This is a genomic window from Nonomuraea coxensis DSM 45129 (assembly GCF_019397265.1).
In the GTDB taxonomy this organism is placed as follows: Bacteria; Actinomycetota; Actinomycetes; order Streptosporangiales; family Streptosporangiaceae; genus Nonomuraea; species Nonomuraea coxensis.
Window position 1 is genome coordinate 3,605,051 of the sequence record NZ_CP068985.1, and the last position, 23,323, is coordinate 3,628,373.

The 23,323-nt window shown below is 74.7% G+C and carries 19 protein-coding genes; 11 read left to right on the forward strand and 8 right to left on the reverse strand.

All coding sequences use genetic code 11. The features are described 5' to 3' along the window. The first annotated feature begins 39 nt into the window (after positions 1 to 39). Both Nocox_RS16855 and Nocox_RS16860 read left to right on the forward strand, forming a co-directional pair. A complete protein-coding gene (locus tag Nocox_RS16855; RefSeq protein WP_020547819.1) occupies positions 40 to 2,085 on the forward strand; it encodes a SpoIIE family protein phosphatase in 2,046 nt (681 codons plus the stop codon). A gap of 59 nt (positions 2,086 to 2,144) precedes the next feature. Further along, a complete protein-coding gene (locus tag Nocox_RS16860) occupies positions 2,145 to 2,303 on the forward strand; it encodes a hypothetical protein (RefSeq protein WP_157383533.1) in 159 nt (52 codons plus the stop codon). Positions 2,304 to 2,322: 19 nt separating this feature from the next. Here the strand turns inward: Nocox_RS16860 and Nocox_RS16865 are convergent, their stop codons facing one another. The 3 genes from Nocox_RS16865 to Nocox_RS16875 are packed head-to-tail and all read right to left on the reverse strand — an operon-like array spanning position 2,323 to position 6,807. After that, the gene (locus Nocox_RS16865) at positions 2,323 to 5,133 is read right to left on the reverse strand and encodes an FAD-binding and (Fe-S)-binding domain-containing protein (protein ID WP_020547817.1); all 2,811 of its coding nucleotides are present in this window, start codon (positions 5,131 to 5,133) and stop codon (positions 2,323 to 2,325) included. Positions 5,134 to 5,176: 43 nt separating this feature from the next. Then, a complete protein-coding gene (locus tag Nocox_RS16870) occupies positions 5,177 to 6,025 on the reverse strand; it encodes a fumarylacetoacetate hydrolase family protein (RefSeq protein WP_020547816.1) in 849 nt (282 codons plus the stop codon). Then, complete coding sequence (locus Nocox_RS16875) at positions 6,016 to 6,807, reverse strand: IclR family transcriptional regulator (RefSeq protein ID WP_020547815.1); 792 nt, start codon at positions 6,805 to 6,807, stop codon at positions 6,016 to 6,018. The genes Nocox_RS16870 and Nocox_RS16875 overlap by 10 nt, the downstream gene beginning before the upstream one ends. A 91-nt stretch (positions 6,808 to 6,898) precedes the next feature. On the opposite strand from Nocox_RS16875, the gene Nocox_RS16880 reads away from it, so the two are divergent. After that, complete coding sequence (locus Nocox_RS16880) at positions 6,899 to 7,312, forward strand: ArsR/SmtB family transcription factor (protein WP_033411577.1); 414 nt, start codon at positions 6,899 to 6,901, stop codon at positions 7,310 to 7,312. Beyond that, a complete protein-coding gene (locus tag Nocox_RS16885) occupies positions 7,312 to 8,211 on the forward strand; it encodes a cation diffusion facilitator family transporter (RefSeq protein ID WP_020547813.1) in 900 nt (299 codons plus the stop codon). Before Nocox_RS16880 ends, Nocox_RS16885 begins: the two co-directional genes overlap by 1 nt. Position 8,212: 1 nt before the next feature. On the opposite strand, the gene Nocox_RS16890 is transcribed toward Nocox_RS16885, so the two are convergent. Further along, the gene (locus Nocox_RS16890; protein ID WP_020547812.1) at positions 8,213 to 9,532 is read right to left on the reverse strand and encodes a cytochrome P450; all 1,320 of its coding nucleotides are present in this window, start codon (positions 9,530 to 9,532) and stop codon (positions 8,213 to 8,215) included. Between the two features lie 192 nt (positions 9,533 to 9,724). Continuing rightward, positions 9,725 to 10,375 carry a LysE family translocator gene (locus tag Nocox_RS16895; RefSeq protein WP_020547810.1) on the reverse strand — a complete coding sequence of 217 codons (651 nt, stop codon included), beginning with the start codon at positions 10,373 to 10,375 and terminating at the stop codon, positions 9,725 to 9,727. Positions 10,376 to 10,583: 208 nt separating this feature from the next. Between Nocox_RS16895 and Nocox_RS16900 the strand changes: the two genes are divergently transcribed. Together Nocox_RS16900 and Nocox_RS16905 are read left to right on the forward strand one after the other, a co-directional pair. After that, positions 10,584 to 13,469, forward strand: coding sequence for a helix-turn-helix transcriptional regulator (locus Nocox_RS16900; RefSeq protein WP_246649802.1), 2,886 nt, complete (start codon positions 10,584 to 10,586; stop codon positions 13,467 to 13,469). A gap of 439 nt (positions 13,470 to 13,908) precedes the next feature. Beyond that, entirely contained in the window at positions 13,909 to 17,925 is a 4,017-nt protein-coding gene (locus Nocox_RS16905) for a S8 family serine peptidase (RefSeq protein ID WP_020547808.1), read from the forward strand. Positions 17,926 to 18,017: 92 nt separating this feature from the next. Here the strand turns inward: Nocox_RS16905 and Nocox_RS16910 are convergent, their stop codons facing one another. Beyond that, entirely contained in the window at positions 18,018 to 18,725 is a 708-nt protein-coding gene (locus Nocox_RS16910) for an SDR family oxidoreductase (RefSeq protein ID WP_020547807.1), read from the reverse strand. A gap of 69 nt (positions 18,726 to 18,794) precedes the next feature. On the opposite strand from Nocox_RS16910, the gene Nocox_RS16915 reads away from it, so the two are divergent. The 3 genes from Nocox_RS16915 to Nocox_RS16925 are packed head-to-tail and all read left to right on the forward strand — an operon-like array spanning position 18,795 to position 20,438. Then, positions 18,795 to 19,169, forward strand: coding sequence for a YbaB/EbfC family nucleoid-associated protein (locus Nocox_RS16915; protein WP_020547806.1), 375 nt, complete (start codon positions 18,795 to 18,797; stop codon positions 19,167 to 19,169). Then, a complete protein-coding gene (locus tag Nocox_RS16920; RefSeq protein WP_020547805.1) occupies positions 19,166 to 20,071 on the forward strand; it encodes a WXG100-like domain-containing protein in 906 nt (301 codons plus the stop codon). The genes Nocox_RS16915 and Nocox_RS16920 overlap by 4 nt, the downstream gene beginning before the upstream one ends. A gap of 7 nt (positions 20,072 to 20,078) precedes the next feature. Next, complete coding sequence (locus Nocox_RS16925) at positions 20,079 to 20,438, forward strand: hypothetical protein (RefSeq protein WP_020547804.1); 360 nt, start codon at positions 20,079 to 20,081, stop codon at positions 20,436 to 20,438. Here the strand turns inward: Nocox_RS16925 and Nocox_RS16930 are convergent. Then, positions 20,435 to 20,884 carry an Lrp/AsnC family transcriptional regulator gene (locus Nocox_RS16930; protein WP_020547803.1) on the reverse strand — a complete coding sequence of 150 codons (450 nt, stop codon included), beginning with the start codon at positions 20,882 to 20,884 and terminating at the stop codon, positions 20,435 to 20,437. The two genes, Nocox_RS16925 and Nocox_RS16930, sit on opposite strands and share 4 nt — an antisense overlap. Before the next feature lie 93 nt (positions 20,885 to 20,977). Between Nocox_RS16930 and Nocox_RS16935 the strand changes: the two genes are divergently transcribed. Both Nocox_RS16935 and Nocox_RS16940 read left to right on the forward strand, forming a co-directional pair. Continuing rightward, positions 20,978 to 21,856, forward strand: coding sequence for an LLM class flavin-dependent oxidoreductase (locus tag Nocox_RS16935; protein ID WP_020547802.1), 879 nt, complete (start codon positions 20,978 to 20,980; stop codon positions 21,854 to 21,856). After that, the gene (locus Nocox_RS16940) at positions 21,853 to 22,281 is read left to right on the forward strand and encodes a nucleoside deaminase (protein ID WP_026215286.1); all 429 of its coding nucleotides are present in this window, start codon (positions 21,853 to 21,855) and stop codon (positions 22,279 to 22,281) included. The genes Nocox_RS16935 and Nocox_RS16940 overlap by 4 nt, the downstream gene beginning before the upstream one ends. On the opposite strand, the gene kdgD is transcribed toward Nocox_RS16940, so the two are convergent. Next, a complete protein-coding gene (gene kdgD, locus Nocox_RS16945) occupies positions 22,272 to 23,198 on the reverse strand; it encodes a 5-dehydro-4-deoxyglucarate dehydratase (protein WP_246649803.1) in 927 nt (308 codons plus the stop codon). The genes Nocox_RS16940 and kdgD overlap by 10 nt on opposite strands. Positions 23,199 to 23,323 lie beyond the last annotated feature (125 nt).

The window sequence follows — 23,323 nt, forward strand, 5'->3', positions numbered from 1 at the left end:
GTAGGGCACCCCTGCACGTGGCCATCGGGGGAGGTCGCCATGGGTGCGGATGACGGCCGCGACGACAGCGGCCTGGCCTTGGACATGCTCGATCCCGCGCCGGTCGGCGTCGTGGTGACGCGGGGCCCCGAGCACCGGCTGGTCTACACGAACGCCCTGTTCCAGTCGCTGTTCAGGGACCCCGGCGGCAAGGTGCCGGTGGAGGAGTCGTTCGCCAGGTTCGTCCAGCGCTACTACCGCCCGCGCTTCGACCACGTCCACGCCACCGGCGAGCCGATCATGATCATGGCCGAGCCCGAGCTGCCCTCCAGCGAGCGCCCCGTGCCGGAACGGTTCTTCACCGCCAGCCTGTCGCGGATCTCCTTCGGCCCCGGCGACCACGGCGTGCTGGCCATGGTGATCGACGTGACCGACCAGGTCGGCGCGGCCCGCCGGATCGCCGCCATCGCCGAGGAACGCCGCCGCCTCCTGCACCGGCTGGCCAGCCTCATGGAGATCAGCGCGCCGATCATCTGGGTGACCAGCCGCGACGGCCACGTACGCGAGCCGAGCCCCAACTGGGAGCGGGTGACCGGCCAGACGTGGGAGGAGTACCGCGGCCAGGGCTGGCTGCGGATGGTCCACCCCGACGACCGCCGGGACACGATCAAGTCCTGGGCGCGGGCCGTCGACGACGTCAGCGGGACGTGGGAGCACGTCTACCGGCTGCGCACCAGGTACGGCGGCTACCGGCACTTCCGGCTCCGCGCCGTGCCCATCTGCGAGGACGACCGGGTGGTCGAGTGGGTGGGGTCCAGCACCGACATCGAGGACCAGTGGCGCGAGCAGCGGGCGCAGCGCCTGCTCGACCGCGCCGCCGGCGCCACGGCGCGGTTGCGCAGCCTGGAGGAGATGCTGGACGCGCTGGCCGGGGTGATCGTGCCGGAGATCGCCGACGGCTGCAGCGTCTACCTCGTCACCGACCTCGCCGACGGGCGCCAGGGCGACGCGCCGCTCATCGTCCGGCGGGTGGCCACCACCGCCCGGCCCGGCCTGCGGACCCCGGCGTCGTACGTCGAGGAGCGGCTGCCCGGCCGGCACGCGTTCGTCAAGGCCGTCCGGCGGCGGCGGCCCCTGCGCAGGACGTTCCCTGCCGGTTCGCCGCCGCCGGGCGTCGTCCCCGACGTGACCCGGCCGTGGCTGCGGGACAGCGGCGGCAACGGCGCGCTGATCCTGCCCGTCGTGGTGGACGGGACCGTGCCCGCCGTGGTCGTCGCCGTGACCTGCGGCGACCGTCCGCCCATCGGCGAGGACGACGCGAAGCTGCTGGACCTGATGTTCGACCACACCCACGACGCGCTGAGCCGGGCCATCCGGTTCCAGCGGACCCAGCAGGTCGCGCTGGCCCTGCAGTACAGCCTGCTCGCCGAGCCGCCGCGCCTGCCGGGCCTGCGCATCGTGGCGCGCTACCGGGCGAGCCCGAGCGCGGCGGAGGTCGGCGGCGACTGGTACGACTCCTTCGTCCTGCCCGACGGCGTGCCGATGCTGGTGATCGGCGACGTGGCCGGCCACGACCTGAACGCCGCCGTCGCCATGAGCCAGCTCCGCAACATGCTGCGCGCCCTCGCCATGGACCGCCGGGAGCCGCCGGGGGACATCCTGTCCCGGCTCGACACGGCGATGGAGTCGCTGGCCGGGGAGGTCACCGCGACCTGCGTGGTCGCCCGCGTGGAGCCCGCGGGCCGCGGCCACCGCCTGGACTACGCGGTGGCCGGCCACCCGCCGCCGCTGCTGGTCGAGCCCGGAGGCCGGGGCCGCTTCCTGGAGGAGGGCGTGAGCCCGTTGCTCGGTGCTCTCCCCGGCGAGCGGCGCGCGTCGCGCGAGGAGCCGCTGCCGCCGGGCGGCACGCTCCTGCTCTACACCGACGGTCTCGTGGAGCGGGCGGGCGAGCACCTGGACCGCGGCCTGGAACGGCTCAGGCTGGCCGCCGAACGGTTCGCGGACCGGCCCGTGGACAGCTTCTGCGACGCCCTGCTGAGCGAGCTCCCGACCACCGGCCTGGACGACATCGCCGTCATGGCGCTGCGGCTGCCGCGCCGGCGCTGAACACGGCTTCGCGCATTCGCGGGGCGTGCTCGCAGCCGTGCTCCTGGCCCTTCCGCTGCATGAACACCGCGGCGGGCAGGCCCGGCATGCTGGTCGCGAACGTCTTCAACGGCCCGGCCGACGAGGCCGAGCCCGCCTGCACGAGCGCCCTGGCGGCCGCGCACGCCGCCGGCATCAAGGTCATCGGCTATGTGGACACCGGCTACTTCGGCGGCTGACGCCGGAACGCCCGGCTCGTCACGCGGAGCTCGTGGCCTGGTCGAGGAGTTCGAGCAGGTGGTGGTAGGAGTCGCCGGTGGCGCGGGTCAGGCCGAGCTCACACGTGCGGTTGACCGAGGCGTGGGCCGCGTGCCTCCCCGCCCGCACCGCGGCGGCCTCGGCGCGGGTCGCCGACGCGGTCAGCTCCGGATGCAGCAGGCCCCGGTCACCGGCGAAGGCGCAGCACTGCCAGCCCTGGGGGACGACGACCTCCTCGGCGACGGCCTCGGCGATCCGGGCGATCGCCCCGTCCAGGCCGAGCTGCGTGGAGGAGCAGGTGGGATGCAGCGCCAGCGAGGGCAGGCGGCGGACGACGGTCAGGCGGGGCAGCAGGTGCTCGGCGGCGAAGGCCACCGCGTCCACGACCCGCACGCCCGCCGCGTCCAGGCCGAGCCGGTGGAAACCCTCGGTGCAGGAGGCGGCGTCGGTGATCACCGGGATCCGCCCGCCGTCCGTGGCCTCCGTCAGCGCCTCGCGGACGCGCTCGCCCATCGTCCGGTGGCCGTCGGCGTAGCCCTTCGACGACCAGGGCGTGCCGCAGCACAGGCCCGCGACCCCGTCGGGGACGCGCAGCGTGACCCCGGCCCGCGCGGCCAGGCGCCGCACCGCGGCCATCACGCCCGGCCCGCCGTCGGCCGGGGCGAACATCGTGTTCAGGCAGGACGGCAGGTAGACGGCGTCGGGCGCGGCGGCGGGGACCGGCAGGCGGGGCCGGCCGCCCCGGGGCAGGTCCCTGCTCCACTGAGGTGCCGCCTCGGCGCCCGCGACGGCGCGGGCCGCCCGGCTCGCGCCCTCGGCCAGCGCGGGCGGGACCGCCGCCGCCGTGTCCAGGGCCAGGTTCATCGCGCGGGTGACGCCGTCCCAGTGCCGGGCCGCGCCGTTCCAGCCGGCGCGGGCGGCGCGGCCGTGGCGTTCGGCGCGCAGCCGCTTGGTCAGGTCGCCGGTGTTGATGCCGACGGGGCAGGCGGTCGCGCACATGCCGTCCACGGCGCAGGTGTCCACCGCGTCGTAGCCGTAGTCGGCCTCCAGCGCGCGGGCCAGCGCGCCGTCACCCGCCTCGCGGGCCGCGGCCAGCTCGCGGCGCAGCACGATGCGCTGGCGGGGCGTGGTGGTCAGGTCGCGGCTGGGGCAGACCGGCTCGCAGTAGCCGCACTCGACACACCGGTCGACCTCGGGCTCGACGGTGACCACGTTCTTGAGGTCGCGCAGGTGCGCGTCGGCGGCGTCGGTGAGGACGACGCCCGGGTTGAGCGTGCCGGCCGGGTCGCACAGGCGCTTGACCTCGCGCATCACCTCGTACAGCTCGTCGCCGTACTGGCGGCGGACGAACGGCGCCATGACCCGGCCGGTGCCGTGCTCGGCCTTCAGCGTGCCGCCGCGCTCCAGCACGGCCGTCACCAGGTCCTCGGTGAAGTCGGCGTAGCGCTCCAGGTCGGTGGCGAAGCGCTCGTTCAGCATGAAGTGCAGGTTGCCGTCCTTGGCGTGGCCGAAGACGACGCTGCGCTCGTAGCGGTGCTTGGCGAACAGCGCGGTCAGCTCCTCGCACAGGTCCGCCAGGGCGGGCACCGGCACGGCGACGTCCTCCAGCAGGGCGGTCGTGCCGGAGGGGCGGGCGCCGGCGACGGCGGCGTACAGGCCCTTGCGGATGTGCCAGAGCGCGGCCCGGCCCCGGGCGTCGCGGCTCAGCCGGGCCGGCGCGGCCAGCTCCAGCGCGCCGAACACCTCCTCGGCGGCCCGCTCCCGCCCGGCCAGCGCGCCGGCGTCGGACTCCTGCCACTCGACCAGCAGCGCCGCGTGCCCGGCGACCGTCATCGAGCGCAGCACGTCGTCGGCCTTCGGGTCGGCCTGGGCGACCCGCAGCGACTCGGCGTCCAGCAGCTCCACCGCGGCCGGCTCCGCGGCCACCAGCTCCGGCATGGCGGCCATCGCCCGCCCCAGGGAGGGGAAGACGAGCAGCCCGGTGGCGGCCAGCGGATGCGCGGGGACGGTGCGCAGCACCGCCTCGGCGACGAAGCCGAGCGTGCCCTCGCTGCCGATGACCAGGTGGGCGAGGATCTGCGCGGGGGTGTCGTGGTCGAGGAAGCTGTTGAGCCCGTAGCCCATGGTGTTCTTCAGCGAGAACTGCGCCTGGACCCGCCGCACCGAGCCGGGGTTGCCGCGCACCCGGTCGCGCAGCCGCAGCAGGCCCTCGGCCAGCTCGGGTTCGAGCGCCCGCAGCCGCTCGTCGGCGTCCGGCGCGCCGGTGTCGACGACGGTGCCGCTCGCCAGCACGAGCGTCATCGACTCCAGCGTCCGGTACGTGTTCGCGTGCGTGCCGCAGGTCATGCCGCTGGAGTTGTTGGCGACCACCCCGCCGATCGTGCACGCCGACTCGCTCGCCGGATCGGGGCCGAGCTTGCGGCCGTAGGGCGCGAGGCGGGCGTTGACCTGGCGCAGCACCGCGCCCGGCTGCACCCGCACCCGGGCCCCGCCGTCCAGCACCTCGATGTCCCTGAAGTGCCGGCGCGTGTCCACCAGCAGGTGCTCGCTGACGCCCTGCCCGCTGAGGCTGGTGCCGCCGGAGCGGAACGTCAGCGGCAGCCCGGTCCGCAGCAGCGCCGCCACCTGCCCGGCGCTCTCCGGCACCAGCACCGCCTCCGGGGTCAGCAGGTAGTGCGAGGCGTCGTGGGCCATGCCGAGCCGGTCGCTCGCCCTTGTCCTGGCGATGCCCGGCACCGCCGCCTCCACGCGGGACAGGACGGCGGGGTCGGGCGCGGTCAGACGGGGCGGTCGGGCGTGGATCACGGTCATGCTCTCTTCACTGGGGACGTGCCGATGGTGCGGGGGCCGGGCGCTACCGTGGCCCGACGACGTTCTGGCGCTGGCTGCCGAGTCCTTCGATGCCGAGCTCCATCACGTCGCCGGGCTGGAGCCAGATCTGCGGGTCGTGGCCCATGCCGACGCCCGGCGGGGTGCCGGTGTTGATCAGGTCGCCCGGCTCCAGCACCATGAACTGGCTCAGGTGGTGCACGATGACGTACGGGTCGAAGATCATGGTCTTGGTGGTGCCGGTCTGCCGGCGCGTCCCGTTGACGTCGAGCCACATGCCGAGGTTCCTGACGTCGGCGAGCTCGTCGGGGGTGACCAGCCACGGCCCGGCAGGGTTGAAGGTCTCGGCGGACTTGCCCTTGCTCCACTGCCCGCCGCGCTCCATCTGGAACGCCCGCTCGCTGACGTCGTTGACCACGCAGTAGCCGGCGATCGCGTCCTTCGCCTCCTCCGGAGAATTCAGGTAGGAGGTGCGCCGGCCGACGACGATGCCCAGCTCCACCTCCCAGTCGGTCTTGGTGGAGCCGCGCGGGATGCGCACGTCGTCGTACGGGCCGACCAGCGTGTTCGGCGACTTGGTGAACAGGATCGGCTCGGCGGGCACCGCCTGGCCGGTCTCGGCGGCGTGGTCGCTGTAGTTGAGCCCGATGCACAGGATCTGGTGCGGGCGGGCGATCGGCGCGCCGATCCGCTCACCGGCGAACGCGCGCCGCTCCCCGGCCGCGACCGGCCCGGCGAGCAGGGCGGGGCCGCCCGCGGCGAAGAACCGCTCGTCGAAGTCGGGGGTGACGTCGGAGACGTCGACGTAGTGCCGCTCGTCCACGCGGACGACGGGCCTCTCGGCGCCGGGAGCGCCGATGCGCATCAGGTACACGGGTGCCTCTCTCTGAACACGATGGCGCGGATGGCGGGCAGGTCGTCGACCAGCGCGCGCAGCGGGGTGCGGTAGGCCAGGCCGCTGACGCTGATCGCGCCGCTGGGGACGGTGGGCGAGGTCAGGTAGGCGGGGACCGCGACACAGTTGACGCCCGGCTCGTTCTCCTGGTCGTCGGCCGCGTAGCCCTGCTCGCGGACGCGGGCCAGCTCGGCGTGCAGCTCGCCCGCCGTGCCGATCGAGCGCTCGGTGCGGCGTTCCAGCGTCCTGCCGCCCACCCAGGCGCGGACCGCGTCCTCGTCGGGCAGGGCGTGGGCGAGCAGCACCTTGCCGGCCGCGGTGCAGTGCGCAGGGTTGCGGCCGCCCACGACGGACGCCAGCCGGACCGCCCCCGCCGGGGGGTCCAGCTTGGCCCGGTAGACGATCGAGACGCCGTCGAGCACCGCGTAGTGCACGGTCTCGCCGTGCCGGTCGCAGAGCGCCTTGAGCGTCGGCGCGACGCGGACGTGGTCGGGCCGCGCCTCGTGGTGCGCGAAGGCCATCCGCAGGAACTCGTCGCCCAGCACGTAGCGGCCGTGGCCGTGCTGCGCGGCGAACCCGGCCCTGCGCAGCGCGGCCAGCGCGCGGTGCACGGTCGGCTTCGGGCTCGTCACGGCTCTCGCCATCTCCTCCAGCCCGATGCCGTCGGGGTGGCGGGCCAGCTCGGCGAGCACCGCGAGCACGCGGTCGGCCCCGACGAGCCGGGTCTCGGCGGCCGGATCGTCAGGGGTGGCTGCGGACACGTTCCGAAGAGTAGACCATCGTTCCGTCAAACGAAAGTTGACCCCTTTTGGGAGGTGTTGACAGCGTCCGTCCCGACGACACAATGGACATATGAACAACTCTTCAGACGTGAGCGTGTCGGCCGTGGACGGCTGCGCGGTCAAGGTCGTCGACGCCGACCGCATCGCCGCGGTCCACGAGCGGATGCCGCCCGCCGACGACCTCGCCGACACGGCCGACGTCTTCGGCCTGCTGTCGGACACGAACCGGCTGAAGCTGCTCGTCGCCCTCCTGGAGGGCGAGCTGTGCGTGTGCGACCTCGCCGCCGTCACCGGGCAGAGCGAGTCCGCCGTCTCCCACGCCCTGCGGCTGCTGCGCGCCCACCGCATCGTCGCCGCCCGCCGCTCCGGCCGGATGGCCTACTACCGGCTGGCCGACCCGCACGTACGGCTGCTGCTCGACCTGGCGCTCGCCCACACCGAGCACACCGACGCCATCCACCCCGAACGCTCGGGAGACCGGTGATGGGCGCGGGACACGGCCACGGGCACGCGGCCGGGCGGCACCGCTGGCGGCTGGCGCTCGCGTTCGCCCTGATCAGCTGCTTCTTCGTGGTCGAGCTGGTCTACGGGCTGCTCTCCGGCTCGCTGGCCCTCATGTCGGACGCCGGGCACATGGCCGCCGACGTGGTCACGCTCGGCGCGGCCCTGGTCGCCACCCGCATCGCCACCCGCCCCGACACCACCGGCCGGCGCAGCTACGGCTCCTACCGGGCCGAGGTGTTCGCCTCGCTGCTGGCCGTCGTGCTCATGCTGGGCGTCGCGGTCTACGTGGTCGCCGAGGCGATCGGCCGCATCGGCGGCCCCGCCGAGGTCTCCTCCGGGCCGATGCTCGTCGTCGGCGGGATCGGCCTGGCGGTCAACCTGGTCGCGCTGGCCCTGCTGCGCTCCGGCGCGCGCGAGAGCCTCAACGTCAAGGGCGCCTACCTGGAGGTGGTCGCCGACACCGCCGGCTCCGTCGGCGTCATCGTCGCCGGCTGGCTCATCGCCGCGACCGGCCAGGTGTTCTGGGACACGCTGGTCGCCCTGGCCATCGGCGTCTTCGTCGCGGTGCGCGCCTTCTCGCTCGGCCGCGAGGTCTTCGCCGTGCTCGGGCAGCACGTGCCCGAAGGGCTCGACGCCGCCGCCGTCGCCGCCGACCTCGCCGCCATCGAGGGCGTGCGCGACGTCCACGACCTGCACCTGTGGACGCTCACCTCCGGCATGAACGTCGCCACCGCCCACCTCGTCACGGCCGACCAGAACGACCACCACGCGGTGCTCGACCAGGCCCGCGACCTGCTCCGCCGGCGTCACGGCGTCGCCCACGCCACGTTGCAGGTGGAGCCGCACGACCACACCGGCTGCGACGAGATCGGCTGGTGACTCACCGGGCCGCGTGCGCGCGGGGGCGGAACTCCGCGCGCAGGCCCGCCGGGGCGAGACGCCCGCAGAAGGCGGGCTCGGCGGAGGCGGCGGCCGGCGCGTGCACGTCGAAACGCTGCGCGATGCGGGAGGCGGCGAGGGTGAGCTGGCGCAGCGCCACCACAGACCCGAGGCAGTAGCGGGGCCCGGCGCCGAACGGCAGGTACGTGCCGGCGGCCGGGCGGGCGTCGCGCCACCGGGACGGGTCGAACTCCTCCGCCCGCGGCCACCAGCGCGGATCGCGGTGGATCAGGTACGGCGTGGACAGCACCTCGTCACCCGGCCGCAACCGCCACGGGCCGAGGGCGACGGGGACACAGGCGATCCGGCTCATCGTCCACGCCGGGGGAGTCAGCCGCAACGTCTCCTTGACGACCGCCTCGGCCACCGGAAGAAGCGCCCGCACCACCCCGCCCCCACGCAGCGCCCCGGCCCCGCTCCGTGGCCCCGCCCCACGCGGCGCCCCGGCTTCGGCGGCGAGGGCGGTGGCGAGGGCCGGGTGGAGCGCCAGGTCGCGTACCAGGGACGTGAGCGCCGCGGCCGGGACGCCGTGCCCGCCGATCAGCACGCTCCACAGCGTGGAGACCACCTCGCCGTCGCCCATCGCGGGCCGCGCCGCGAGCAGGACGTCCAGCAGGTCGGGCGGGGACCCCGCGGCCGTGCCGCGCCGGGCGGCGACCAGCCCGGCCAGCACGCCGGCGACCCGGCGGTGGACGCGGACGAACCGGCGCCTGCGCGCCGACGGCAGCCAGGGCGGAAGCTGGTAGCCGGCGTTCTCGAACGGCAGCAGCGCCGCGTACACCTCGGCGAGCAGCCCCGGCACGCCCGCCGCGTCCGGTCCCAGGCACAGCTCGGCCACGGCCCGCCCGGTGAAGCCGAGCATGAGCGGCAGCACGTCGGCGGACCGTCCCGCCGTCCCGTCGAGCACGTCGTCCAGGATCGCCACGGTCCGGGCGTCGAGGCACGCGGCGGCGTCGCCGGTCAGCGCGGGCCGGAGGACGCGGCGCGCCCGCATCCACGGCCGGATCTCCTCGCCCGCCTCACGCGGCACCGCCCCTCCCGCGAACGGCGCCGGCTCCGTGACGTAGTCGCGGTTGGTGGCCTTCAGCACCTGGTGGGCGAGCCGTGGGTCGACGGTGAAGACGATCCGGTCGTCGAAGGAGAGCACGTCGCCGTGCTCCCGATGGCCGCGGCGCAGGAACGAGACGCGGTCCCGTTCGTAGTCGGCGACGTTGCCCAGGAGCCAGTGGCCGCGCGGCCCTGGCGGGCGTGCCGCGTCCAAGGGCGGGATCTCTTACTTGCCGTAACGGTAGGGCCAGTAGATGTACTTGCCGCTGACGCGGGTCTTGCCGAAGAGACGGGCGGTCACATGACGCAGAGCTCGCACGTTGTCCTCACCATCCTCGATGGTCCGGCCGGATGACGTGACTATCGCTCACGTCCCGCGGCCGGTCAAGGGCGCCCCGGGCCGCGGTCAGTCGCCCAGCGCGAGCCGGACGCCGAAGGCGGCGATCACCGTGCCGGCGCTTCGGTCCAGCAGCCGCCTGGCGCGGGCCGTACGGAGCCGGTTCCCCAGGCCCCGCGCGAAGGCCACCAGCGCCGTGGACCAGACCAGCCCGAGCGCGACGTGCACCGAGGCGAGCAGCACCCCCATCGCCAGGTGGTTCGCGCCCGCCGGGATGAACTGCGGCAGCACGGCGACGTAGAACGCGCCGACCTTCGGGTTGAGCAGGTTCGTCGTCAGCCCCCGCCGGAAACCGCGGGCCACCGTGTCCTCCACCGTGTCCTCCACGGTGTCCTCCACGGTGTCCTCCGTGTGGTCGGCCGCGTCCCGCCGGAACGTGCCGATCAGCATCCGGGCGCCCATCCACACCAGGTACGCCGCCCCCGCCCAGCGCAGCGCCTCGTACGCGAGGTGCGAGGCGGTGAGCAGGGCCGTCACGCCGAGCGAGGTGAGCGCGCCCCACGCCAGCGTGCCCGCCTGGATGCCCAGGACCACGCCCCACGCGCCCCGGCGCCGCCCGAGGGCCGCGGTCCGCAGGATCAGCGCGGTGTCGAGGCCCGGGGTGAGGGTGAGCACCCCGACGACGAGCGCGAAGGACCACAGGGAGCTGCCGATCGTCACGAACGCGACCCTACAAGGGCGAAGCTCCCCGGGGGAGAGGCGCCGTGGCGGTCCGGCAGCCGAGGACACCGTGAGACCTTCGACCGGCCCGGACGGCGCGGACCTCGTCCGCATGGTGGCCTCGTCCGCCGGCTGGTCGTTCGGCACCGGGGGTGACATTGCTGGATGACTCGGGGTGCAGTTGAATGACCGAATGCACGATGGGCCGGTGGTGTCCCCGATACTCGTGGGGCGGGAGCGAGAGCTCGCCCGGCTCGCCGAGCTGATCGCCGCCACACCCGGCACGGCCCTCGCGCCTCCCGGGCCCGCCGTGGCCGTGGTCGAGGGGGAGGCCGGCATCGGGAAGTCGCGGCTCGTCGCCGAGCTGCTGAACGGCCCCGCCGTGGCAGGCCGGCGGGTCCTCCGCGGGGGCTGCCTGCAGATCAGGGAGCCGTTCCCGCTGGGGCCGATGGTGGAGGCGCTGCGCGGCCGCGCCGCCGACCTCGGCGAGGCCGCCCTGTCGCCGGTCGCCGGAGCCCTGCGCGAGCTGCTGCCCGAGCTCGCCGAGGTGCTGCCGGCCGCGCCGCACCCGCTGGACGACCGGGCGGCCGAGCGGCACCGGGTCTTCCGCGGGCTCGCCGAAGTTCTGACGGCGCTCGGCCCCGCCGTCCTGGTCGTGGAGGACCTGCACTGGGCCGACGACCAGACGGTCGAGTTCCTGACCTACCTGATGTCCGTGCTGCCGGGAACGCCGGCCGGCGCGCTCCGGGTGGTCCTGACGTACCGGGGGGAGGAGGCGCCGGCCGCGGTGCGCGCCATCACCGCCCGCCTCCCCGACGTGATCCGCCGCGAGCACCTGGTGCTGCCGCCGCTCGACGCCGCCCAGACCCGGGTGATGGCCTCGGCCATCCTCGGCGCCGAGGAGGTGACGGCCGAGTTCGCCGAGCACCTGTGCGCGCGGGCGTCCGGGCTGCCGCTCGCCGTCCAGGAGCTGATGGCGCTGCTGCGCGTCCGCGGCACGCTGATCAGGTGGAAGGGCGGCTGGGCGCGGCGCGCCCTCGACGAGCTGGACGTGCCGAGCGGGGTACGCGCCTCGGTGCAGGAACGCGTCGCCCGGCTGTCCTCGGGCGCCAAGGAGGTGGCCGAGCGGGCCGCCGTGCTGCAGACGCCGGTGCCCATCGACCTGCTGGCCCCCGGCGAGGCCGGGGCGATCGACGAGGTGCTCGGCTCCGGGCTGCTCACGGACGCCGGCGGCCTGATCGGGTTCCGGCACGTGCTGGCGGCGCAGGCGGTCCACGACGCGATCCCGGCCGGTCGCCGCCGGGCGCTGCACGCCGAGGCGGCGGACGCCGTACGCGGGCTGCGTCCCGTGCCGCTGGGACGGCTGGCGCACCACCTGCGGCACGCCGGCCGCACCGGGCAGTGGGCCGACGCCGCCGTCGAGGCCGCCGAGCAGGCGGCCCGGCTGGGCGACGACGCCGAGGCCGCGCGCCTGCTGACGGACGTGCTGAGCGAGACCGACCCGCCGGCGCCCCGCCGGGCGGAGCTGACGGTCAGGCTCGGCTGGGCCGCGCTGGAGCTGCTGCGGCCCCCGCCCGTCGCCGCCCTCATCACCGCCGCCCTGGAGCAGCGGGACGTGCCCCGCCCCATCCGCGGCACGCTCCGCCTGCTGCTCGCGCTGCACCTGGAACGCACCCGGACCGACGAGGCCAGCATCGGGGAAGCCTTCGCCGCCGCCGCCGAGGACCTGACCGCCCGGCCGGGAGAGCCGGGCCGCCCCGGCCTCGCCGCCTGGGCCATGGTCGGCGTGGGGCGCCCGCCGAGCCCCGTGCCGCTCGACGAGGCCATGGCCTGGCTGGAACGCGCGCTCGCCACGCTGCCCGCCGTGGACGACCCCGCCATGCGGATGCTGGTCCTCGGCAAGATCGCGATGATCTTCGTGGTGATCGGCGATCCGCGCTGGGCCGGGCTGGCCGAGGACCTGCTGCGCGAGACCGGCGGGCGCAGGCTGCTGCGCCGCGAGGTGAACGCCTACCGCTCCATCGGCGGGGCCGCCCTCTTCTCCGGCCACCACCGCGCCGGCCGCCGCCTGGTGACGACCGCGATCGAGGACGGCGCGGAGCCCGACCTGCGCGGACGCCTCGAACTGCGGTGCGTGGTGATCATCGCCGTGGCCGACTACCTCGAAGGGTCGTGGGACGGCCTCGCGGCGCGGCTGGAGGAGCTGCGCGAGCACTTCGGCGACGAGCCGCACGAGCGGATCATCGTGGACGGGCTGGGCGCCTGCCTGGCCGCGCTCCAGGGGCGGCCGGAGGCGGCGCCGCCGTTGCTGCTCGACGCGGTCGCCATGGCCCAGACGCGGGGGCAGTTCGACGATCTCGTCCTGCCCCTGGCCGTGCTGCTGCGCCTGGCCGCGCTGCGGGGCGAGCCTGAGGCGGCGCTCGCGGCGGCGGCCGAGGCGGCCGTCCACTGGGAGGCGGCCCGCCTGTGGCCCGTGGCCGTCCGCACGCTGCCCGCGCTCACCCAGGCGCTGCTCGCGGCGGGCCGGGCCGGGGACGCGGCGGACACGGTCGCCCGGTACGCCGCCCACCTCGCCGGGCTCGACGCCCCGCTGGCCGGGCCTTCCCTCGGGTACGCCCGCGGCCTGCTCGCCGCCGCCGGGGAGCGGTGGGCGGAGGCCGCCGCCGGGTTCGCCGCGGCGGCGGACGCCTTCGAGGCGGTCCCGGCCCGTTACGAGGCCGCGCAGGCGCACGAGCAGGCCGCCGCCTGCCTGTTCGCCCTGGACGATCCCACCGCCGCCACCCGGCTCGGCCGGGCCGTCACCCTGTACGGGGAACTCGGCGCGCGCTGGGACCTGGACCGCGCGGCCGGGCTGGGCCGCCGGTGGGGGGTCCGGCCCGCGCCGGTCCCGGCGGCGCGCGGCGGGGACGACCACGTGCTGTCGGCCCGTCAGGAGCAGGTGGCCCGGCTGGCGGCGGAGGGGCTGACGAACCAGGAGATCGCGCGGGAGCTGTTCCTGTCGCCGAAGACGGTGGACAAGCACGTGAGCGCGGCGATGCGCAAGGTCGGGGCGCGGTCGCGGACGGAGCTCGCCCGGCTCCTCCCCGCCGACTGACGCCCACGGAAGGACTCCGTCCCCAGGGCCGGCCCGGTTCACGTTGTTTCGCGAATGGGGATTTTTCCCCATGGGGCACCCCATTCCCCATTCCGTGCCGCCGCCGCGACACTTTCCCCGTGTCCGAAACCCCCGCAGCGCCGGAGCCGGCCCGGCAGTACCCCGGCGGCGAGCCCGGCCCCGACGACCCACCCGAGGACCCACCCCCCGCGGACCCACTTCGCGCGGGCCGGACCCCCGCCGACCGGAACCCCGTGGACCGGACCCCTGCCGACCTGACCCCCGCGGACCCGATACCCGCCGGTCCGACCTCCGCGGGCCCGGTCCCGCCGGTGGGGTTGCCCGAAGGGTTCGAGCCCGTCTGAACCGCCGCCCGGTGGACCGCGTCCGCCGCGCCGATCGCCCCCCCAACGCGAAGCCCCCCTCAGAAAGGCCCTTCATGGCGCTGCCCCGCCCCCCGTTAGCGCGCCGCGCAGGCGCGCTGCTGACCGCCGTCACCGTGCTGACGGTCCTGTCGCCCGCGACCCCCGCACCCGCCGCCACGACGGCCACACCGGCCCCGGCCCCCGCCCCCACCGCCGCCGAGGGCGCGGGGAACGAGGCGCAGACCGCCCCCCTGACCGGCGTGCGCGCCCGCCGCCTGGTCGTCACGCTGATCACCGGAGACAAGGTCCAGCTCACCCAGACCGTCCCGGGCAAGTACCGCGTGGAGCCCGACCCCGGCACCCGCCGGGGCGGCGGCCGGATCAACCTGTTCACCCAGTTCACCCCGGACGGCGTCTACGTGCTCCCGGACGACGCCGTCCCCGCCATCGCGGCCGGCCTGCTGGACAGGCGCCTGTTCGACGTCAAGTACCTGGCCGAGAACGGCTACGCCGACGACGCGACCGGGCGGCTCCCGGTCATTGTGCAGTACCCGGGCGGACAGCCTGAGGCCGAGGTCAAGCGCTCGGCCGCGGCCATCCCCGCCGGCAAGCCCACCCGTACGCTGGAGAGCATCCACGCCGCCGCCCTCGACGTCGCCAAGGGCGAGGCCGGCACGTTCTGGGAGTCCGTACGCGCCCAGCAGGGCACGGCGAAGAGCCTGCGCGGCGGCATCGCCAAGATCTGGCTGGACGCCAAGGTCAAGGCCGACCTCGACGTGAGCGTCCCGCAGATCGGCGCGCCCCAGGCATGGGAACGCGGCCACGACGGCACCGGCGTGACCGTCGCCGTCCTGGACACCGGCGCGGACCTCGCCCACCCCGACCTGGCCGGCAAGATCGCCGACAGCAGGTCGTTCGTCCCCGACCAGGCCGTCCAGGACGGCCAGGGGCACGGCACGCACGTCGCCTCGACCATCGCCGGCACCGGCGCGGCCTCAGGCGGCAGGAACAAGGGCGTCGCGCCCGGCGCGAAGCTGGTCGTCGGCAAGGTGCTCGACGACAGCGGCTCCGGCCTGGAGTCGTGGATCATCGAGGGCATGGAGTGGGCCGCGCGCAGCGGCGCCAAGGCCGTCAGCATGAGCCTCGGCGGCCCGCCCACCGACGGCACCGACCCGCTCAGCCAGGCCGTGAACGACCTGACCGCCGAGACCGGCGCCCTGTTCGTGATCGCCGCGGGCAACCTCGGCGGCAAGGAGACCGTGAGCACCCCCGGCGCGGCCGACGCGGCGCTGACCGTGGCCGCCGTGGACAAGAGCGACCAGCTCGCCGGCTTCTCCAGCCGCGGGCCTCGGGTCGGCGACGGCGCGCTCAAGCCGGACATCGCCGCGCCGGGCGTGGACATCGTGGCGGCCCGCGCGTCGGGCACCTCCATGGGCAGCCCCGTGGACGACCACTACACCGCCGCCTCCGGCACCTCCATGGCCACGCCGCACGTGGCCGGCGCCGTGGCGATCATGGCGCAGCAGCACCCCGACTGGACGGCCCAGCAGCTCAAGTCCGCCCTGATGTCCACGGCCAAGGACGACGGCTTCACCGTCCACGAGCAGGGCGCGGGCCGCGTGGACCTGGAGCGGGCCACCCGCCAGCAGGTCTTCGCCACCGGCGGCGGCGTCGACTTCGGCCTGCTGGAGGAGGAGTCCGGCGAGCCGCGGACCGGCAAGGTCACCTACGCCAACCTGGGCAAGGAGCCCGTCACGCTCACGCTGAAGGCGGCGATGAGCGGCGGCGCGAAGGTGAGCCTCGCCGAGTCGACGCTGACCGTCCCGGCGGGCGGCACCGCAGGCACGGCCGTCACCCTGGACCCGTCCGGGCTGGCCCTCGGCACCTACAGCGGCGCCGTGACCGCCGAGGCCGGCGGCGACGTACGGCTCACCACGCCGCTCGGCGCGGTGCGCGACGTCCCCAAGGTGGACCTCACCATCCGCACCCTCGACCGGGACGGCAAGCCGCGCACCCCGACCGCCATGAGCGTCGTGGACGTGGACGGCACGAAGGGCGAGCTCGGCCCGTACAGCATCCACGACACCGGCGTGGTCGTCACCCGGGTGCCCGCCGGCACCGTCAGCGTGGTCCAGGTGCTCGACTGGGTGGACGGCGACGACCGGACGAACCGTGCCTGGCTGTTCGAGCCGGAGCTGACCGTCACCGGCGACACCGAGATCACCCTCGACGCCCGCAAGGCCACCGAGATCTCGTTCGACGCGCCGAAGACCGCGCAGCCGCTCAACAACGGCTACGACCTGTTCTTCCAGCGGACCCTGCCGAACGGCGACGTCCACGGCGGCGCCCTGCCGGTCAACCGCCCGATCGGCTCGTGGGAGAAGGCCTGGGCGCTGCCGACCAAGCGGGTCACCAAGGGCGGCTTCCGCCTCACCGGCCAGTGGGAGCTCGGCGTTCCCGAGGTCAGCATGACGATGCGCACGCCGAAGCCGGTGGCGCTGCACCCGGTCTCCCGGGTGCACATCCTCGACCGGGGGGAGCTGCACCCCGGCTGGGTGCCGTTCCCGAGCAGGAGCCTGCGGGTCGTGGACGCGGGCAAGGGCCGTCCCGAGGACCTCGCGGGCAAGGACGTGCGCGACGCGCTCGTCCTGATCGACGCCGAGCTGGCCGAGGGCGTGTTCGGGCCCGAGTGCGGCCTGCAGGTCGAGCGGACCTCCGCCGTCAGGGACGCGGGCGCGGCCGGCGTCCTGGTCTTCAACGAGGAGCGCGGCAGGTGCCCGATCCCGCTGGGCATCTCCCAGAAGCCGAACACCGGGCCGGGGAAGCCGGTCGGCATCCCCGTCGCCTACGTCTCGAACGCCGAGGGCACGAAGGTCCGTGAGGCGGTCCGGCGCGGCCAGGTCACGATCGACGTGGTGGGCACGCCGAACACGCCGTACTCGTACGTGTTCAAGCCGTACGCGGACGGCCGCGTCCCCGGCTCGATGCGCTACAAGGTCACCGAGCGCCAGATGCACCGGGTGGACCTCGACGTGCACGCGGGGCCGTACACGAACTACATGAACTGGCGCAGCGCGTGGCGGCCCGACGACGTCTCCTACACCTCGACCGCCTCGAACATGCTGCACTGGTCCTACCCGGCGCCCGACCGCAGGCCGCAGTGGATCTGGCCGCTCGACCCCAAGGTCGTGAACCAGGCGGGCCTGTCCGCGCTCATCACCCCTGACCCCGTCCAGGACGTCGAGGAGAGCCGCTTCCGCACCCAGGTCTTCGACCGGCCGGGCAGCACGACGCAGCAGTGGTTCGCCACGCCGAGCGTGCCGGGCGCCGCGACGTCGGGCGAGAACCTGTACCGGCTCGGCGACCGGGACGCCCCGCCGATGACGGCCCTCATCGGGATGCCGTGCGCGATCTGCGTGCACGACGGCAACCTGTGGGTGACGCCGTCCATGGTCAACGGGGTCGGGGAGCAGCGCGACGACGGCGTCGTCTTCGGCGACATCCAGCCCCGCTACGACCTGCACCTCTACCGCGACGGGAAGGAGATCCCGAACACGCCCGTCGACCCGTTCATGAAGCTGCCGCGCTACCCGCTGCCCGAGGGCGAGGGCACCTACCGGCTGACGGCGAAGAACGACCTCCAGGACATCGAGTGGACGTTCACCGCCCCGTCCGGCAAGGACCAGGCGCAGCCGGGGCTCACCTGCTACGCCTGGTGGATCGACGGGGCGGTGGAGCAGTGCCGCACCGTTCCCGCGGTGTACGTCAGCTACGACCTCGGCGGCACCCTGTCGGAGCGGAACACGGTCGCGGCGGGCCGGCGGCACACGTTCGAGCTGGAGGCGTACCACGGGCCGTCGGGCGGCAGGACGCCGGCCATCGCGGGCGTGCGCCTGTGGACCAGCACCGACGACGGCGCCACCTGGCGGCCCGCCGACCTCAGGAAGGGACGGGACGGCCGCTACACCGCCTCGGCCACCTACCCGGCGTTCCGGGCGACGAAGGGCGCGGTCAGCCTGAAGGTGGAGGCGTGGGACGCGGCCGGCAACCGCGTCAAGCAGACCGCGCTGCGCGCCTTCGACCTCCGCTGAGCACCACCGAGTGAACACCCGGGCTCACGCCGGCGCGACCTCGCCGGCGTGAGCCCGGCCGTTCCGGCCGGTGCCTTCTGGGGGCAGGAGGCTCAGGAGAGCACGTCCCTGTTGGCGAACGGGGCCAGGGCGAAGCGGGTGAGGACCTTGCGGGTGGTCAGCCACCGTACGTGCGCGCCGTTGCGGGCCCGCGCGACCGCCTGCTCGGCCAGCCACGGGGTCACCGTCTCCACCCGGTCGGCGAGCAGCAGCAACGCCCGGCTCGGCGCCGGTCCGGCGTCGCGCATGAGCAGGTCGGTGACCACCATGCCGGGGCTCAGCAGCCCGGCCGACACCCCAGGGGGGACCTCCTTGGCCAGCGCCTTGGTGAGGTAGGTCAGCGCCCGCTTGCTCGCGCCGTAGACGGACAACCCCGGCACGACCCGGCCGTCGCTGCCGAGGCCCTCCATGTTCCACACGTGACCGTGCCCCTGGGCGGCCATGCCCTGGACGGCGACCGCGCAGCCGTTGACGACGCCGTTGAGGTTGACGTCGAGCACGTGCCGGGCCTCGCCGGCGGGCAGCTCCCAGAGCGGGAGCCTGGAGTGGGTGACGCCCGCGTTGTTGATCCACATGTCGACCCGGCCGTGCCGGTCCACGGCGGTGTCCCAGACCCGTCGCACCTGGTCGCGGTCGGTGACGTCGGCGACCACGTCGCCGCCGGTGGTGCCGCAGGTGACGACCTGGTGGCCGCGGGCGGCGAACTCGTCGGCGAGCCCGCGGCCGATGCCGCGGGTGGCGCCGGTCACGACGATGACCATGGGGCCACGCTACCCGGATCGCAAAATTATGTAATACCTACCGTCTTATACGTGTATAGGGTGGAGATCATGACCAAGGAGCCAGACGATACCGAACTCGGCAGGCTGCTGGCGGACTACCAGCGTGACGTCGCGGCGCTGGAAGGGCTGCGCGACCGGCTCGCCGAGGTGAGGGGACGGGGTGAGGCGGCGGACGGCCGGGTCGTCGTCGAGGTGACGCAGGACGGCGCGCTCGCCGGGCTCGTCATCGACCCGCGCGCCATGCGGCTCGGCTCCGACCGGCTCGCCGAGGCGATCCTGCGGGCGTCGGCGCGGGCGGCGCGCGCGGCGGGGGAGCGGGCCGCCGGCCTGGTGACGCCGTTCCTCGCCGGCACGCCCCTGGAGCAGGCGCTGCGGGAGGACGACGGCAGACCCGCCGGCCGCGAACGGAGGCGGTCACGATGATCAGCCCAGGCCGCGCCGGCATCTACGGCGCCGGAACCCTCGGCATCGCCGCCTTCGTCTTCCAGATGCTGGCGGTCGACTATCCCGAGGGCGACCCGGACAAGGCCCGCCAGGCCGCGGCCGTCTGGGCGCGGCTGGCCGAGCGCGTCGAGCGCAGCCCCGCCCGCACGTACGGCGCCGCGGCGTCGGTGTGGCGCCACAACGAGGGCGGCGGCGTGCCCGAGTTCCGCGAGGCCGTCACCGCCGGCCTCTACCCGCCCGACCCCGAGGACGGCTACGCCGCCAGGCTCGCCCGCCGCTGCAGGGACAACAGCGAGGCCTGCGCCGGGTACGCCGACGCGATCGAGGCGGCCAGGCACACGTACTGGACGCTGGCCCTGGCCAACTTCGCCAGCTTCGTCTTCATCAGCACCTTCCCCTGGCAGGCGGGCGCGGCGTACCAGATCACCCAGTTCCTCATGCGCCGCGCCCAGGCGGGCATGCTGGCCCGGCTGCTCGAACACTCCGTCGCGCGGATCGTGGCGGCCAAGCTGACGGAATACTCGATCGGCAGCGCCTTCTTCGCCGTCGGCGACGTGGCCGTGGTCGCGGGCGTGAAGGCGGCGCGCGGCGAGGACCCCGGCTCGCTGGAGGACAACGCCAGGCAGGCGCTGAAGGAGTTCGCCGCCTCGGTCGCCTTCTACGGGGTGTTCGACGCCGCCGCGCCGCTGGCCAGGAAGGTGAGCGGCAACGCCGACGTGCAGTATTTCCTCAGCCGCCTGGCCGGCGGGTCCATCGGCTACGGCCCCTCCTACGACGCCATGAACGGGCAGTCGGGGGAGGAGCTGGTGCCGACCTGGAAGGAGACCCTGGGGCGCGTGCTGCTGTACTTCACCATGGCCCACAAACCGGCGGGAGGCTGAGCGCGGCATGGAGATCCACAAGCGCCGGCTCCGCTCCGCCGCCGACGCCTACGACCTGGAACGGGAGACCTTGGGGGAGTTCGTCCGCCACGCGGCCGGCGAGCTGAACGCCATCGGCGCCTTCTGGGGCGAGGACAAGCTCGGCGCCACCTTCGCCAAGGGCCAGGGCGGCGCCGGCGGCTACGAGGCGGTCACCGGCCAGGTCATGGCGGGCGTCGAGGAGTGGCTCGACGCCCACCACGAGATCGCCGAGCGGCTGCGGCTCATGGCGGACGTCGTCCAGGTGGCCGACTGGGAGACCATCGCGGAGATCCTGGCCGAGCTGCCCCCTGCCGACCCCGGACGGCCCATCTGGGGGACGGGCTAGGAAGCGGGCCGCGGCCCCCGGTAGGGCAGGGGCTGGCTGTAGACGACGCTGGTGGTCGTGCTGCCGAGCTCGGCGAGCTCGCCCACCAGCCGCTCCAGGTGCCGCATGGAGGACGCCGCGACCTTCAGCGTGTAGCAGTCGTCGCCGGTGGTGCGCAGGCACTCCAGGATCTCCGTCCGCTCGGCGAGCAGCCGGTGCAGGGGCTCGTGCCGGTTGCCCGGATACTTCAGCCGCACCACGGCCAGCACCGCGAACCCGGCCTTCTCCAGGTCCACCTCGGCGCGGTAGCCGGTGATGACGCCCAGCGACTCCAGCCGGCGCACCCGCTCGGTGGTCGCCGAGGAGCTGAGCCGCACCCGCCGCCCCAGCTCGGTGAACGGCATCCGCCCGTCCCGCTGCAGCTCGGCCAGGATCGCCCAGTCGGTCGCATCGATGTTCTCGGTCATTCGACCAATCTACCGGCAAAATCCCGGCCGATCGCCGTTCACGCCGGAAAGAATCCCTTACTCCGGCCTCGGTCGCCTGGATAGCCTGAACCGGTGCGACTAGGCGTCAACGTTCCCAACTTCGGCCCCGGCACCGACCCGGGCGTCCTGCGCGCGTGGGCGCAGACCGTCGAGGGCCTCGGCTTCGACCTGCTGATGGTCTCCGACCACGTCGTGGTGACGCAGGACGTCGCCGCGCAGTATCCCGCGCCGTTCTACGAGCCGTTCACCACCCTCTCCTGGCTGGCCGGCGTCACCGGCCGGATCCGGCTCGGCACGACCGTGCTCATCGCGCCCTACCGGCACCCGCTGCTGACCGCCCGCATGGCGGCCAACCTCAACCGGCTGAGCGGCGGCCGGCTGGTCCTCGGCGTGGCCTCAGGATGGGCGCGGCAGGAGTTCGCCGCGCTCGGGGTGCCGTTCGAGCGGCGCGGCGAGCTGACCGACGAGGTGCTGAAGACCCTGCGCGCCGCCCGCGAGGACACCGAGGACTACCGGGCGGGGCCGCTGCCGCTGTGGATCGGCGGCAACAGCGACGCCGGCATCCGCCGGGCCGTCCGGCTCGGCGACGCCTGGCACCCGCTGCGCGCCACCCTGCCCTGGCTGCGCGAGGCGGTGGAGCGGATGCGGACGATCGCCGGCCACCGGCCCGTGCCCGCCTTCGCCCCGCGCATCCACCTGCGGATCACCGCCACGCCCGTCACCTCGCCGGACCGGCGCGCCGGCGAGGGCACGATCGACCAGGTGACCGCCGACCTCGCCGAGCTCGACCGGCTCGGCGCCGACACGGTCGTCCTCGACCCGTTCGACGGCGACCCTGACGAGACCCTGCGCCCGGCGGCGAAGTGGCGCATGCTCGCCGACGTCGCCGCCCACACCGACCTCCACACCGACCTTCCCACCGACCTCAACACCGCGAAGGAGAGATCATGACACCGGACGAGGAAACGTTGCTGCGCCGGGCGATCGAGCTGGCCGCCGAGGCCCGCGCGGCGGGCGACCCGCCGTTCGGCTCGCTGCTGGCCGACGCCGGGGGGCGCGTGCTGGCCGAGGAGCGCAACACCACCGTCACCGGCCGCGACATCAGCGCGCACCCGGAGCTGAAGCTGGCCGTCTGGGCGGCCCGCGAGCTCGACCCGGCGACCGCCGCCGCCACCACGATGTTCACGAGCTGCCAGCCGTGCGGCATGTGCGCGGGGGCGATCCAGCGCAGCGGACTCGGGCGCGTCGTGTACGCCCTCTCGGAGGGGCAGCTCGGCGAGCTCAAGCCGGGCGGCGCCGCCTGGCCGCAGGTGCCGCAGGAGGGCCCGGCGCTCCTCGACGAGGCCCGCGTCCCCGTCGAGGGCTACTACCGCTGAACGCCCGTGCCGACGAGCCGGGTCAGCTCCGCGAGCTCGGCCTCGGTGAGGTTCTGCAGCGGCGGCCGGACCGGGCCGGCGGGGCGGCCGACGGCGGCCAGGCCGGCCTTGACGATCGAGACCGCGTACCCCTTCGTCCGGTCCCGGATGTCCAGGTACGGCACGATGAACTCGCGGATGCGCCGATAGACCGCCGCGTGGTCCCGCGCGCGGACGTCGGCGTAGAAGCCGAGCGCGAACCGCGGCAGGAAGTTGAAGATCGCCGAGGAGTACGTGGTGACGCCGAGCTGCAGCAGCGGCAGCGCGAACGTCTCGGCCGTGGGCAGGCCGCCGATGTAGGTCAGGCGCTCGCCCACGGCGGCGTAGACGCGGGTGAGGTTCTCGATGTCGCCGACGCCGTCCTTGAGGCCGACGAACGTCGGGTTGCGCGCCGCCAGCCGTTCGACGCTGCGGTCAGTGAGCACCGCGTTGGCCCGGCTGTAGACGATCACGCCGAGCCCGGTGGCGGCGCAGACCGCCGACACGTGCTCGACCAGCCCGTCCTGGCCGGCCTCCGTGAGGTAGGGCGGCAGCAGCAGCAGCCCGTCGGCGCCCGCGGCCTCGGCGGCGCGCGCCTGGGCGACGGCGGTGGCGGTGCCGCCGGTGGCCGGCGCGATGACCGGCACCCGGCCGCCGACCTCGCCGACCGCCGCGCGCACGACCCGGTCGATCTCCTCGCCGGTCAGCGAGAAGCCCTCGCCGGTGCCGCCCGCCGCGAACAGCCCGGCCACCGGGTGCTCGCTCAGCCAGGACAGGTGGTCGCGGTAGCCCGCCTCGTCGAAGCACAGGTCGGGGGTGAAGTGCGTGACGGGGAACGACAACAGGCCGCTCCCGAGACGGGCGGCGAGCTCCTGCGGCGAGTAACGGGGCATGCTCATGCTTCCTTGGGCGCGGGGGACGTGACGCCTTCAGGCTAAGGACGAGGGATGATTCCCGTCCAAGTGCATTTCCGCATCCAGCGATACCCGTACGGCATCGCCGCGCCGGGGTCCTCCCCGCGCAC